This is a genomic window from Wolbachia endosymbiont (group B) of Melanargia galathea, assembly GCF_964030625.1.
Taxonomy (GTDB): Bacteria; Pseudomonadota; Alphaproteobacteria; order Rickettsiales; family Anaplasmataceae; genus Wolbachia.
In genome coordinates this window covers 1,013,284-1,025,791 of sequence record NZ_OZ034910.1, presented here as the reverse complement: position 1 = coordinate 1,025,791, position 12,508 = coordinate 1,013,284, and the positions used below count along the sequence as shown (strand labels likewise).

General features: G+C 33.4%; 10 protein-coding genes and 3 pseudogenes. 9 read left to right on the top strand and 4 right to left on the bottom strand.

Going from position 1 to position 12,508, the window contains the following annotated elements; translation table 11 throughout:
- Window positions 1-99: 99 nt before the first annotated feature.
- On the top strand, window positions 100-1,347 hold the full coding sequence (locus AAHF52_RS04565; protein ID WP_264376668.1) for an IscS subfamily cysteine desulfurase: 1,248 nt from the start codon (window positions 100-102) through the stop codon (window positions 1,345-1,347).
- Between the two features lie 48 nt (window positions 1,348-1,395).
- Here AAHF52_RS04565 and rodA read toward each other — a convergent pair whose 3' ends face one another.
- Together rodA and AAHF52_RS04555 are read right to left on the bottom strand one after the other, a co-directional pair.
- Window positions 1,396-2,499 carry a rod shape-determining protein RodA gene (rodA, locus tag AAHF52_RS04560; protein WP_264376667.1) on the bottom strand — a complete coding sequence of 368 codons (1,104 nt, stop codon included), beginning with the start codon at window positions 2,497-2,499 and terminating at the stop codon, window positions 1,396-1,398.
- A 45-nt stretch (window positions 2,500-2,544) separates the two neighbouring features.
- Entirely contained in the window at window positions 2,545-3,993 is a 1,449-nt protein-coding gene (locus AAHF52_RS04555; protein WP_026097249.1) for a proton-conducting transporter membrane subunit, read from the bottom strand.
- A gap of 64 nt (window positions 3,994-4,057) precedes the next feature.
- Between AAHF52_RS04555 and AAHF52_RS04550 the strand changes: the two genes are divergently transcribed.
- From AAHF52_RS04550 to AAHF52_RS04530, 5 genes and pseudogenes are all read left to right on the top strand, one after another.
- Window positions 4,058-4,363: an NADH-ubiquinone oxidoreductase subunit NDUFA12 family protein gene (locus tag AAHF52_RS04550; protein ID WP_007302403.1), complete on the top strand. Its 306-nt coding sequence runs from the start codon at window positions 4,058-4,060 to the stop codon at window positions 4,361-4,363.
- A 2-nt stretch (window positions 4,364-4,365) separates the two neighbouring features.
- A complete protein-coding gene (mlaD, locus tag AAHF52_RS04545; RefSeq protein ID WP_007302404.1) occupies window positions 4,366-4,821 on the top strand; it encodes an outer membrane lipid asymmetry maintenance protein MlaD in 456 nt (151 codons plus the stop codon).
- Between the two features lie 244 nt (window positions 4,822-5,065).
- Window positions 5,066-5,951: pseudogene (locus AAHF52_RS04540) on the top strand (IS256 family transposase); the annotation flags it as partial.
- A gap of 76 nt (window positions 5,952-6,027) precedes the next feature.
- Window positions 6,028-6,884, top strand: a pseudogene (locus AAHF52_RS04535) (IS630 family transposase).
- Between the two features lie 20 nt (window positions 6,885-6,904).
- Window positions 6,905-7,216 (top strand): annotated as a pseudogene (locus AAHF52_RS04530) (transposase); the annotation flags it as partial.
- Between the two features lie 198 nt (window positions 7,217-7,414).
- Here AAHF52_RS04530 and AAHF52_RS04525 read toward each other — a convergent pair.
- On the bottom strand, window positions 7,415-8,233 hold the full coding sequence (locus AAHF52_RS04525) for a transporter associated domain-containing protein (protein WP_264376666.1): 819 nt from the start codon (window positions 8,231-8,233) through the stop codon (window positions 7,415-7,417).
- 402 nt (window positions 8,234-8,635) lie between these two features.
- Between AAHF52_RS04525 and hemE the strand changes: the two genes are divergently transcribed.
- From hemE to AAHF52_RS04510, 3 genes are all read left to right on the top strand, one after another.
- A complete protein-coding gene (gene hemE / locus AAHF52_RS04520) occupies window positions 8,636-9,652 on the top strand; it encodes a uroporphyrinogen decarboxylase (protein ID WP_007302249.1) in 1,017 nt (338 codons plus the stop codon).
- A 438-nt stretch (window positions 9,653-10,090) separates the two neighbouring features.
- On the top strand, window positions 10,091-11,284 hold the full coding sequence (locus tag AAHF52_RS04515; RefSeq protein WP_017531947.1) for a pyridoxal phosphate-dependent aminotransferase: 1,194 nt from the start codon (window positions 10,091-10,093) through the stop codon (window positions 11,282-11,284).
- A gap of 48 nt (window positions 11,285-11,332) precedes the next feature.
- On the top strand, window positions 11,333-11,650 hold the full coding sequence (locus AAHF52_RS04510) for a DMT family transporter (RefSeq protein WP_010403511.1): 318 nt from the start codon (window positions 11,333-11,335) through the stop codon (window positions 11,648-11,650).
- A 16-nt stretch (window positions 11,651-11,666) separates the two neighbouring features.
- Here the strand turns inward: AAHF52_RS04510 and AAHF52_RS04505 are convergent, their stop codons facing one another.
- A complete protein-coding gene (locus AAHF52_RS04505; RefSeq protein WP_019236797.1) occupies window positions 11,667-12,179 on the bottom strand; it encodes a hypothetical protein in 513 nt (170 codons plus the stop codon).
- Window positions 12,180-12,508 lie beyond the last annotated feature (329 nt).

The window sequence follows — 12,508 nt, the reverse complement described above, 5'->3', positions numbered from 1 at the left end:
GAGAGCGCTGACAACTTTCGTTTAGGCAAGATTATACCTTGAAAAAATTAAGCTTTAGTGCTATTAAATAGTTGTAAATTTTGTCTCTTTGGTAGCTTTATGAATGTTGAAAGTAAGAAAATACATGATACTAAAATAAAATTACCAATATTTCTCGATTATCAATCTACTACTAAAGTAGATCCTCGTGTTTTGGAGGTGATGATACCTTATTTTGGTGAGTTTAGTAATGCACACTCTCGTAGTCATTCATTTGGTTGGACAGCTGAGGAAGCAGTAGAAAAAGCAAGGAAGCACATTGCTGATTTAGTGAATGCAGACAGCAAAGAAATCGTCTTTACCTCGGGTGCAACCGAATCAAATAACATGGCTATCAAAGGTGTTGCTCATTTTTATAAGAATAAGGGAAATCATATAATAACTGTCTGCACGGAGCATAAGTGCGTTTTAGATTCTTGTCGACATCTGGAAAATGAAGGCTTTAAAGTTACATATTTGTCCGTTAAGCAAAACGGAATTATAGATTTGTTGAAACTTGAGGAGGCAATCACTGATAAAACAATTCTGATTTCAGTGATGATGGCAAATAATGAAATCGGAGTAATGCAACCTGTCAAAGAAATTGGTGCAATATGTAGAAAGCATAATATATTTTTTCATACAGACGCTGCCCAAAGCTTTGGAAAAGTTCCAATAGACGTAAATGAAATGAACATTGATCTTATGAGCCTTTCTAGCCATAAAATTTATGGACCTATGGGAATAGGTGCATTATATGTCCGTAGAAAAAATCCTCGTGTTAGATTGACGCCACTAATTAGTGGTGGTGGACAGGAGAGAGGCATGCGCTCTGGAACAGTTCCCACTCCCCTTGCAGTTGGTTTTGGTGAAGCGGCACGTATTGCTAAAGAAGAAATGGGAGCAGAAGCAAGTAAATTAGAAGAACTGAGAGATATTTTGTACAACAAAATAAAAGAAGCATTTCCTGATGTTGTTTTAAATGGTGACTATGAAAATAGGATTCCTGGTAACCTCAACTTAAGTTTTCCTTATGTTGAGGGTGAGTCTCTTATCATGGCAATCAAGGATTTAGCAGTAAGCTCTGGTTCTGCATGCACATCTGCATCCCTTGAGCCTTCTTATGTCATAAGATCACTAAACAATGGCCACGATCTTGAGCATTCATCAATTAGATTTGGCCTTGGCCGATTTACAACTAAAGATGAAGTTCTATATGCAGCAGATCTTGTTACTAAAAATGTTGGACGGCTAAGAGAAATGAGCCCACTTTTGGAAATGGTACAAGAGGGAATAGATTTAAGCACCGTAAAATGGGATTCTCATTGAAGAATAAGACGTTAACCATTAGCAGAGTGATGGTTGTCTAAGCTCTTTCTATGGGTGAAATCGGAAACTTAGCTTTAAGTCCTTTATAGATGCCACGGAACTAAGTAGCAATCCTATACATATTAAGCTCGCAGCAGTTGTGCTTCCGCCATAGGATAGAAATGGAAGTGGGTCACCTATTATAGGTAAAAGGCCTATTGTCATTCCAATGTTTATAAAGAAATGAGCACCAAAAAAGGCGAAAACCCCGATAGATATTAACTTAGAAAAATAATTTTTTGACCTGTAAGCGATAGAGAATATTATAGCGAGGAATGTGGTATAGAGTAAAATCAAAGTCATGCTGCCTAAGAACCCCCATTCCTCACTAAGTACCGCAAAAGCAAAATCTGTGCGTTTCTCTGGCAAAAATCCAAGTTGAGTTTGACTCCCATTAACAAATCCCTTACCAAACAAACCTCCTGAACCAATAGCTATTTGAGATTGCTGTGCATTATAACCTATTCCAAGTGGATCTACTGATGAATCCAAAAATGATAATATCCTTTGCTTGTGATAAGGGCGCAAAAAAGGCCAAATAGCTGGTATTGCGAAAATGCCAAGAGTTCCAAAAATTATTAAATGAGATCTTTCCATTATTGCTGTGAATATAATTGATGCTCCTATAAACAATATTATTACAGCTGTTCCTAAATTAGGTTGCTTCAATACAAGGAATACAGGTAAGAAAATAATTATAAGTGGCTTAAATAAGCTTTGAAATTTCATCATTTTATACACACTTTGTTTATTAAAATAACAAGCAAGTGCAAGTATTAAGCCCACTTTTACAAATTCTGATGGTTGTAAACTAATTGACCCAATTCTTATCCATCTTGTTGCACCCATTATATGCGAGCCAAAAAAATTTACTGCTAACAGCGCAATTACTGCTACTATGTAAAAAAAATAAGCGTGCTTCAAATAAAAATCTAGCTCTATAAATGACATAGCTATAGCAAGCAAAAAGAAGAAAGAGAATATGACCAATTGGTGAATTGCAAATGGAGCCCACTTTCCTCCAGCAGAAGAATATTGCACAACAATGCCAACGCAAAACAGAGCTATTACGTTAATGACTAATAATAAGTGAATCTTCTTCAGCTTATCCACAGCAAAAACTTTACAGACTTTGAGATACAATAAAACATAAGAAAATCAAAAAGCAAATTTATTAATTACCAACCGAATTGGACTACTATATATCCCAGTTATTACCGTTAAAATTGCCATAAATAATAGACAAAAGAGCATAAGCAATGGTACCTCATTAAGTGTCATTCCAGCGTTTGATGCTGTACTGTTTTCAAAATATATTTTCTCAACCATTCTCCACATATATATTAGTGCAAGAAAAGAGCCAGCAGCAAAAACTGCAAGGGAAATCCATGCATGAGATTCGATAATTGCTTTCATCATATACCACTTACTTACAAAGCCATTTGTCAAAGGTACACCGATTAATGCGAAACTAAGTAGAGTAAATGCAAGTGTTGTATAGGGCATTGACTTTTTTAGTCCTGATAAATTTTCTATTTTTGTCATACCAAACTTATAAGAAATACACCCTGCAGTCATGAATAAAGACGTTTTTATCATGCTATGATTTACTATGTGAAGAACTGCTGAAAACAAACCTGCTTTTGAATTTAAACCCAGCATTAAAATTATATAGCCAATCTGACTGATACTGGAGTGAGCAAACAGTCTTTTTATATCTTTTTCGATCATTGCAGATATTGATCCAAATACAACAGCACAAAGCGCAAGGATGATCATCACGTTGCTTAGTGGTAAGAAAAAATTTTGCTGAAAAACAGTGTAAAAGATTCTAATAAAAACATATATCATCACTTTGGTTACTGTACCTGAAAAAAATATGCTAATGAAGCTAGGTGCTTCACTATATGCGTTAACCAGCCATCTGCTGAGTGGAAACAGTGCCATTTTGATTGAGAGACCAACAAAAATGAATAATGTACCAAGTCTTATGATGTTATTATCGTATAATGGTACTATTCTTTCAGCCATGTCAGACATGTTGAGCGTTCCGGTCATAGAGTATAAAAGGCCGATGCCAAACAAGTAAAATGTTGCTCCTACAGTACCACTAATGAGGTATTCAAATGCTGCAACTAAAGCTTTCTTATCCCTTCCCATTGAAACTAAAACATAAGAAGAAAGAGATGAAATTTCTAAAAAGACATAAAGGTTGAATATATCGTTTGTTACTAAAATTCCAAGTAATCCACTCAAGCACAGTAAAAATAGAGAATAAAAACCAATGATTTTGTTTTTGCTAATCTCTTTTTCATTAATATGAAAGCTATAAAGCACACTAATCAGCGCTATAAAATTCACCAAAGTTAGAATCAAGGAGTTCAATATGTCGATTCTCAACTCTATTCCGTATGGAGGAGCCCAATCTCCAAGATAATAAGTTATAATTTCACCATTGTATGTTTTCACTAGCAACATTAATGAAATAAAGAAAGTAGCTGCCGTTGTAAAAAAAGAGATAAACCAGGACACCTTATGTTTCCTGGTAAGAAAGCAGAACATCGATGCAATTATTGGTATAATAACTTGTAGAATTGGTAATTGCATTAAACTGTTGTTAATACATCGTTAAAGTATTAGTATATATAATACTTTTTGTTTTAATACCTTTATGTTATCTAAAATTTATAATGCAGTAACAAACTTACTAAGGAGAAAAGGTAAACTTATAGGTAGGGATGAAAACGTAAATTCTTACTATGAGTCAAGTAAAGGGAAAAGATGGGTAATATATGGTAATGTTTCTGAGCCCACAACAATTCCTCCAGAATGGCATATATGGCTGCATTATACTAATAATGAAGTACCAGTTAATAATAACAAAAGAAAAACTCCTAATTTAACAGGTACGAAAGGTGCATACTACCCAAATCAAAAGGTGAAAAACTACTATGAAAGCTGGAATCCTAATAATTAAAGATGCGAAGGTCAAATATACTTGAAATAATTGCTGGATCATTTGTATTAATTTTCACTATTTTTCTTGTCTTCTTCGCTATTAATAAGCTATCTTACATAAAGAGAAACTATAAGGATTGCTATAAAATACATGGCCTTTTTACTGATGCTAACGGTGTAGGGGTTGGTGATAGTGTCAAGATCTCTGGTGTAGAAATCGGAAGCATAACTGGTGTATCACTTGACAAAGCTACCTACATAGCACGAATCGATATGTGCATAAGCAGAGACATAAAGTTGCCAATTGATAGCTCAGCTCTAATCGCTAGTAGTGGAGTTGTTGGTAGTAAATTTGTTAATATATTACCTGGTGCAGATCCTAAATTAATTTCACACGGTGGTAAAATAGCGCATACTCAAGCTGAAGCAAATATGGGTGGAATAGTGGATAAAATTATTGGCATGTTTACAAAGTGAGAATAAGAACACATAAGCCAACTTGGCCTATGTACAATTAAGGGATTTTTCTATCAATAGCTTGAAGTTGTTCAGCGTTTGAATTATCAAGATTTCTGCTAGGTTTTACATTCCTAATAATCTCAACAAATGCTTGTACTTTCAGTATAGGAGTGTTTTTTTTACGTACTTAGGGAAGTGTTAAATAAACTGTATCAAACCGAGAAGTAATAATAAAATAGAAACAAAAAATGGAGGTTTGACAATGAGTCAAGCAAACAGAACTACCGGTTTGGTAGACTATAAAGAATTAGAAACAAATATCTTATCGTCTATACGAGAAGGAAGACCATTGACGGAAAGAGATGGTGCATTAACACCGTTTGTAAAAAGGCTACTGGAATCGAGTCTGGAAGGTGAAATAAAAAATCACTTGTCGGCTAAAAGCGAAGAAAATAACCGAAGAAATTGAAGAAATTCAAAGACTTTACGGACAAGTGTAGGTTCATTTGAGTTATTGACACCAAGGGATAGGGAAGGAAGCTTTGAGCCACAAGTAGTCAGAAAAAGGCAAACAACCGAACTTGAAGCAAAGGTTTTAAGTATATGCCAGTGGCATGGTATATAGAGATATAGCGTCGCATGTAGAAAAGATATAAAATATCTGTAGCAGAGATATCAAGTATTACTGATAAATTATTGCCTGTAATCAATGAGTGGCGTAGTCGTCCACTGCAATCAGTGTATCCAATAGTGTTTATGTTTTTTTAAGGTCAAAGAAGACAGGCATTGCGTAAGTAAATACATGTAGAATATATTAGCAGAATGAAAGGAAAGAAGTTTTAGGTTTTTATATAGCAGAAAGTGAGGGAGCTAACTTTTGGCTAGGGATGTTAAATGACTTAAAAGAGAAAGGAGTAGAAGATATCCTGATTGTATGTGTAGATGGGCTAAAAAGCTTTCCTACAGCAATAAACAGTGTATTTCCTAAAGCAGAAATACAACTATGTATTGTACATCAGATAAGAAATTCACTGAAATATGCATCGAGCAAAGATGTGAAAATTTTCATGAATGATTTGAAAAAAATATACCGTGCTGCAAGTAGAGAAACTGCCGAAAATTATTTGCTTGAGCTAGAGGAAAAATGGTGAGAAAAATATATAGCTCTTCTCATAATAGTGGAAACAGGATAAAATAGAGACTTAGGGTAATAAGAAGGTAAAAGTGCCAGCAGCATACAGTTATGACTTAGGGAAAAAAGCCATGAAGGAGAGAGTAAAACAGCAGTAGCAAAGAGGTTCAAAATCGGTAGAGTGACATTGTACAAATGGGAGAAAAGGCGGAAAGAAACAGGAATCGAAGAAACTGGGAAATAGAGGCTATAATCATAAAATCACCGATTGGAATGCGTTTGTAGAATTTATAAAAAAGCACGGCGGTAAAACACAATCAGAGGTGGCCAAACTCTGGGGCAATATAAGTCGTCAAACGATTCATAGAGCTCTAAAAAAATTTGGATTTACACGCAAAAAAAGATTTATGGATATGAAGAAAGAAACGAAGAAAAACGAGCTGAATTTCTGAAAGTCATATCGGCAGAGTCCCCTAAAAATTTGGTATATATTGATGAATCTGGTATAGACAATACAGAAGATTACCCATACGGATATTGCAGAAAGGGAGAGAGGTTTCATGCACTAAAATCAGGCAAGAAAACTCAGAGAGTTAGCATGATTGCATCTTTAAATAAGGGAAAAATCGTTGCACCTATGACGTTTGAAGGCTATTGTGATACAGAGGTTTTTAATGGCTGGTTCGAGCAATTTCTGGCACCAACTTTACAGCCTGAACAAACAGTGATTTTAGATAATGCAACTTTTCATAAGTCTAAAAAGATTGTCGAATTTGCCAAAAGGGTTGGTGCAGACATTCTGTATCTGCCTCCATATTCTCCAGATTTCAATAAAATTGAGCATCATTGGTTTGCTATAAAAAACAGAGCCAGGAAAAACATTCCTCTTTTTAAATCTTTTCGTCAAGCTGTCGATTCTGCTTTTCTTCATTTGTTTCCACTATTATGAGAACAGCTATACTTTAGTTTTGGGAAAATAATTGGGAAAATCTGTCTAGTTATTTTAAATATTCCGGCCCTGTAAGAAAATTAATTTATACCACAAATCCTATTGAAGGGTTACATAGACAGATCAGAAAATTTACTAAAACTAAGGGCTCATTTACTAGCACAAATGCCTTCTATGAACAGGTATATTGTGCTATAAAAAAGTTAGGAGAAAAATGGGCTATGCCTATACATGATTGGGCTTTGACTATGTCTCAACTTGATATCTTTTTTTCTTGTAGAGTTGAATTAAAAATGCGGCTTGACACAGTTTATTTAACACTCCCTTTTTGAAAGTTACAGATCGCTAAAAATATTTAAACAACTAATTTTTATAACTTTATACTAAAAAAACTATTCCCACCTTAATTATCAAACAGTAACGTATAGAACTACAAACTTTTGTATATTAAGAAATTGTTTAAATTGCATACCTGGCTACTATGTCTCCTACTTCCAAGATAAAGTACCTTTCACTAAAAAATATTGAATTTAATTTTTGTAATCACTTAAGTCTAGTATTATTTTGTTAATGTATCGTTCATTTGCATCCTTGATGATAAATTTTATACCATTTTTATATCTTATAACTTCATCTACAGAAGGTACCTTACCAGCAATTGAAAGAACCAAACCACTAAGTGTGGCATAATGCTCTTCAGAGTCACACAACTCTATTTTTAGATTTTCCTCTATATCCTTTATAAGGGCCCTTGCCGATATTTCAAACTTATTTTGAGATAATTCAGTAATGGTGTGTTCTGAATTTACCTCATTCTCGTTATCAATATTTGGTATCAATTCTTCTATAAGATCATTTATCGAAATTAAACCATCAGTTCCGCCATATTCATCCAGTACAATAGCTAAATATGACTTGGAAGATTTCATTCTAACAAAAAGATTTGTTGCTTTCATTGAGGCTGGGACAAATATTACATTTTGTATAATATTTCTCAGATTAAAATCTTTATTCTTATTGAAAATGATATCTTTTACGTAAAAAAAGCCTATTACGTTGTCAAAGTTATTCTTATAAGTTGGTATCTTAGCATGGTAAGTGTTTTTCACCTTCTTTATTACCTCATCCTTGCTCGATTCAATGTCTATTGCACATATCTTCTTACGTGGAGTCATTATATCCATGATACTACAATCACGGAATTTTAATAGACTATTAAGTATGTCAAGACCTGACAGATCACCCATTAATGCCTCAGTCGCACATTTTTTTAACACAGAAGTTTTGTTGAAGAGAAAGAAAAAAATTTTGTATGCTATTTTTTCTACTAAAGTTCTTTTCTTATTCAATTTATTCCCTTTAATGGTGAAAATATCTTTAGATAAGGTCTATCAAGAAAACTGTTATTAAATGTTTAATAAGCATGTGAATAATGTCAAATTAATTTGTGAATTATTTGTTAATATAAAATACTAACAATTGATCAACAACTTTCTCAACGACATATACATAATTGTGTAACAATACATGATAGTAAAGTATTTTCCGTAAAAGAAAATTACTAACATTATAAATATCTTACTTATACACATAAATTATAAGGCAAAATCAATAGTATATAGAAGTTATTAACATATTTATCCACAAGTTAAGTAACAATAATTTTTACTGAATTTTAAGTTAATAACAATTTATTGATAGAACTATTATTACTACTATACTTTAGTATAGAAAAAAGTAGATAAAATAGATTGGAAAGCAACAAACCAGCGATAGTAAGAATTATTAAGCAGAATAAGCCAAATGAAAAAGTACCTATTTGGTTAATGCGCCAGGCTGGTAGATCTCTTCCTGAGTATCGCAAAGCCGTAGAAAAAACGAGTAATTTCATGGAGATATGCTATAGCATAGATTTAGTGGTAGAGCTGACGCTACAGCCAATAAAAAGATTTGATATGGACGCAGCCATAATTTTTTCAGACATTTTAATAATAGCTGACGTTTTAGGTTGTGATGTGAATTTTGTTCGCGGTGTGGGTCCAATAATAAAACCTGTGAAAAGCTCTGAGGAGTTAAAAAATTCACAAGAATTTGAAACTAAAACCTTTCCAATCTTAAATGCCATCAGGAAAGTAAGAAGCCAATTATCAGAGGAAAAGTCCCTTATAGGCTTTGCTGGAGGGCCGTGGACGGTAGCTTCCTACATCATAGAGGGTGGTAGTAGTAAAACTTTTTCTAAAGTATTACATTTCTGTTCCCTAGAACTAGAAGAAGTAATTAAAAAAATAACAGAAGCGACAATTATTTATCTAATCAAACAGATAGAGTTTGGAGCAGATGTTATTCAGTTATTCGACAGCAATGCTGGTATATTGCAGGGAGAACTGTTTGAAAGGTATGTAATCAAGCCAACAAAGGAAATTGTTTCAGCAATAAAGAATAAGTTTCCTGATTTTCCTATAATAGGTTTTCCACGCTCTGCTGGAAATCTTTATAAGGATTACTATGAGAAAACAGGTGTATCTGCAGTAAGTATAGATTATAATGTTCCAATAGAATGGGCGAAAGCAAATCTAAAAATTCCTCTGCAAGGGAACCTTAATCCTAGTCTTTTGGCCTACAATAAGGCAGAAGCAATTGAAGAAGCAAAGCGTATAATAGATTGTTTTAGAGGGTTACCTTTTATATTTAATCTTGGACATGGAGTGCTTCCTGATACTCCGGTTGAAAATATTGCTGCATTAGTGGACCTAGTAAGAAACTACTAAAACTCTTGTATGAAAAGCCTTTATGAGGGTGGAATGAAAACCTTACTTGACAAATCTTTACACTTTCCTTATTATGGCAATAAGAGTATTTATCCTTGTTTTTGGGCTCAACGACAAAATTCAGTAAAAAAACTCAGATATCTATTGGCAGGTTACAAAAAATTATAGCGGCTGCATGTCTTTTTTATTTTTTCTACATTCAGCCAAATCGCGCTTATTTTAAGCGTTAGCACATTATTACAATGCCAATTTACATTATTATAGGGTCAAAACTCGCTATACGGGGATTTATTTGCCTTTTTTAATTTATTAAGCTTTTTAATATCTATAGTTAATATATTTAAGAGTACAAAAATACCAACCTTTATGTAAAATAATAAAACTTCTAGCTTTTTTGTTGTGTAGAGTTTATCATTTTTATTTAACTTTAGTGAGATTATGTCAGACCTTGCAAAGAGGATGTCTCTGATAAAACCATCGCCTACAATCGCTGTGACCGATAAGGCAAACAGATTAAAAAGCGAAGGAAAGAAAATTTGCGTTTTAGCTGCGGGAGAGCCGGATTTTGACACTCCAGATCATATAAAAAAGGCAGCTATTCAATCGATAAATGAAGGCAAAACTAAATATACTGCTGTTGATGGAACGCGTGAGCTTAAAGAGGCGATAATCAATAAGTTAAAAAGGGATAACATTCTAGAATACACACTTAGCCAAATCTGTGTTGGTGCTGGTGCTAAGCAGGTGTTATTCAATTTGTTCATGGCAACAATTAACCCTGGGGATGAAGCTATAATACCAGCTCCTTATTGGGTTTCATATGTTGATATGGTAAGTCTTTTTGGCGGACTGCCAGTTGTTGTAGAGTGCAAACAAAACTTTAAGCTGATACCGGAGTTACTGGAAAGCAATATAACTGAGAAAACTAAGTGGTTAATTCTCAACTCACCAAATAATCCAGCAGGAATTGTCTATACATATGATGAATTGAAAAGCATAGCGCAAGTATTGCTTAAACATCCACATGTGAATGTTGTTACAGATGATATTTATGAGCACATAGTATACGACGAAAAGTTTTTTACCATTGCTCAGGTTGAGCCAAAACTTTATGATAGAGTTTTTGTGGTCAATGGAGTATCAAAAGCCTATGCAATGACGGGCTGGAGAATAGGCTATATTGCAGGCAGGAGTGATGTGATAAAAGCTATTTCTACACTGCAGTCTCAAAGTACTTCTAACCCAAACTCGATAGCACAAGCAGCAGCAGTTGAAGCGTTAAACGGTGATCATAGTTTTTTGAAAGAAAGAACAAAAATCTTTAAGGATCGTAGAGATTTTGTAGTAAAAAAGCTAAATTCTGCTTCAGGATTGTCAGCATCTATTCCACAAGGTGCATTCTATTTGTTTGTCGCATGTGAAGGTTTATTGGGTAAGAGCACGAAAAGTGGTAAAGTAATAAATAGTGATCTTGATTTTGCTGAATATTTGTTGGAAGACCATTTAGTTGCTGTTGTTCCAGGAATTGCGTTTGGTCTGAAAAATTTTATCAGAATTTCTTATGCAACCTCTCAGGAACAATTAGAAATTGGATGTAATAGTATTATTAAAGCATGTGAAATGCTAAGTTAACTTTTTAATATTCTTATGTATAATATTTCAGTAAGATAGAGTTGATTTATGGCGTGGGTATATTTGCTATTAGCTGGTTTGGTTGAAATAATATGGACCACAGCACTGAAATATAGCAATGGCTTTACTCGTGTTATACCTGTAGTAATTATTTTAGTTAGCGGTTCTGTAAGTCTTTACTGGCTATCGTTAGCAATGAAGTCTATTCCTCTTGGAACATCTTATGCAGTTTGGACTGGTATAGGTTCTATAGGTGCAGCGATAATAGGAATAATGTTTTTTAATGACCCAGTAAATTTTGGGCGTTTATTTTCCCTTGCTTTGGTAGTGCTGGGTATTATAGGATTAAAAGTATTTTCCAATTAGGAAAAGTTAAGTACGTCTATTTTACCATCTCAGGACTTTCTACTAAAGTTGCCTTGGATTTTTCGGTTCTTGAAGAGGGCATTCCTATTGATTTAGCAAGTACCTTTCTGATGTTCAATGTTTCATTTTTCTCATTTTGTTGAATTAAGTTAATATCGTTTATTTTATTCATTAAATCTTTTCCTTCCTTTAAAATTTTTAAATCGCTTTCGTTGATATGATGTTCATTTTTAAATTCTGCAACGATTTCTTTCTTCTTTGGATGAGTATTCAGAAATTCTAATATCTGGTGTTTAGCAACAGCTTGAATAAATTTCTTATCGTGAAATATTGAATTGTTATGTAGTTCTTCTATGATTTTATCATATTGTTTTGCTTCATTTACAGTAAGTTTTATTATTTCTTCTGCGCTACTTAAAAGTTCCCTGTATAACTTGTCGTATCTATTGCCTGTGTGTGCGGCAAATGTTTGTTCAATGTATTTTGTTATGTAGTTTTGTAGCGTATTGTCTATTGTACCTATGTTCATTCACTCACCTTGCTTTTATATTATATTTTACACACAAAAAGGTTAATATTTAGTTAACTACAGCGTTTCTGATACTGAATTTCATTAAAAATTATATTATTTAAAGTATAATCGGTATCACGAAATAAAAGCGTAAGTAAAATGAATTTTGTAACAAAACTAAAACTTATAGTAAAAAAAATAAAGCTTAAGATGAACAAGGGTAAAATTATAAAAATCCTTATCATCTGTGGTATAATTTTTTTCATATACCTTATCCATGAACCAGTTATAGATATGCTAAAAGGTCTCTTTTAAGAAAGATACTCGGATTAGAGTAGCTATTTACA